Origin of the sequence: Enterococcus sp. DIV1298c (genome assembly GCF_017316315.1) — a bacterium.
Lineage (GTDB): Bacteria > Bacillota > Bacilli > Lactobacillales > Enterococcaceae > Enterococcus_B > Enterococcus_B mangumiae.
The window spans coordinates 1-1,704 of sequence record NZ_JAFLWG010000096.1; the positions used below are offsets into that span (position 1 = coordinate 1).

General features: G+C 29.3%; 1 protein-coding gene. It reads left to right on the forward strand.

Annotated elements, in window-relative coordinates; translation table 11 throughout:
- Positions 1-123 precede the first annotated feature (123 nt).
- Positions 124-1,620: a helix-turn-helix domain-containing protein gene (locus JZO83_RS14260; protein WP_206859294.1), complete on the forward strand. Its 1,497-nt coding sequence runs from the start codon at positions 124-126 to the stop codon at positions 1,618-1,620.
- Positions 1,621-1,704: the final 84 nt, after the last annotated feature.

Consider the following 1,704-nt stretch of genomic DNA (forward strand, 5'->3'; position numbering starts at 1 on the left):
ACTATATATTGTCTTTTGAATAGTAAGAATATTTTTATTATTCAGAAATAAAAACAAGGATTGAGGTGATGTTATTAATAATTGAACATTAAATTTCAACTATAGATCGAGGAGAGAATAAATATGCTGCCAGACAAATTAACATTATTATTCATTACAAAAACACAATTTCAACAAATGAAAGTGTTGAAAGAAATAAAAGATGGAGCAGTCTCAATAAAAAAACTGGAAGATGAAATGGATCTAACAAAAAGACAAGTAAGAAAAATCATTCAAAATTTGATGAATGAATATGAAGAAAGTGGTTTTTCTAAGAAATATCAGACATCCTTGATTTTAGATAAAGATAAATTGTTATGTATTCCTCAACTAACAGATACGGAATATCTAGAACTGATCAATATTTTCCAAGAAAGATATTTTGCAGAGTCCAACCTATATCAAACATTATTATATGTATTGGAAAAAAGAAAATTCAGTGTTTCAGATATCGCAAAATATTTAATCTATAGTGAGTCTCATGTATATAAACTTTTAGGAAAGTTGAAAGAATTGTTCCGATTATTAAAAATCGATTTAAGGTTGACGAAAATCAACGAAACGTTGATTGAGTTGACAGGTAGTGAATCTACTATACGCATGTTGCATTATTTAGGTATTGCTGTCATTTCAAAAGGTAACTATTGGTTATTCAAAACGATCACGCAAGAAGAAGTAAACGATTTACGATTGTCAATCAACTTTGACCATTACGAAAACCTATCTCCATTAGGGAAAAAGCGTATCAACTATCTATTAGCAGTTGGTCTTATATCATTGAAAAATGGTTACCAAATCGATGATCTACCTCTAGAACTCGTGGAATTAGGGGTAACAATCTATAATGAGGAGATAGATGCTTGTTTAGATCAGCTAACTGTCAAAAAAGTGATGGATGCAGCGAACTCACGAAATGAATGTATTCACTTTGCATTTCTATCCAACTATTTTGCACAAGATTTGCATACGAAAGAAGAAAAAGAAAAACTTGGAAGAAAGTTGGCAGAGCTAAAGAAGAATTCGATTGTTAGCAGTTGCAAAAAACTACTCATGTGTATGATTGAGTACTTTCATATACCAGAAACTATTTTTTATCGATTGCTTTATTATTTAACCAATAAATTAGTTACCATCCATCACCTGGAATTATATAAATTTATGCCTATATATCATGATGCGCTACCCAAAAATAATTATGGAACCTACATTGAGCGTTGCATCGATAAAAGTTTGAAATCTTACCAAAATCAACATTCTTTTAATCATATTAAAAATAGTTTCGTACAAGTCGTCCTAGGAAGCTTAGCCTCTAACAGTCTTAAATCCGAACATAAAGTGTATGTAGAATTTTTCAACCTTCCAGAATCTAAAAATATAGTCGAAAACATCATTACCCACTATTACAATAGTAAAAGGATAAAAATTGTTGAGTCTTATCATCACGCTGATATTGTTATTTCTGATACACATGGATATGAAGACAAAGAATTATTTTATTTTAAACATATACTAGACAAAGAGTCGTGGACAAGATTGGGATCTTATTTTAATAAAATCATCGTAAATACGTATAAATTTTGAACAACTCCTATGATTGTTTTATCGTCTCTTGGTTTAATTGAACATCAAATGAATAATAGTTATATATTTCACAATATAAAATAC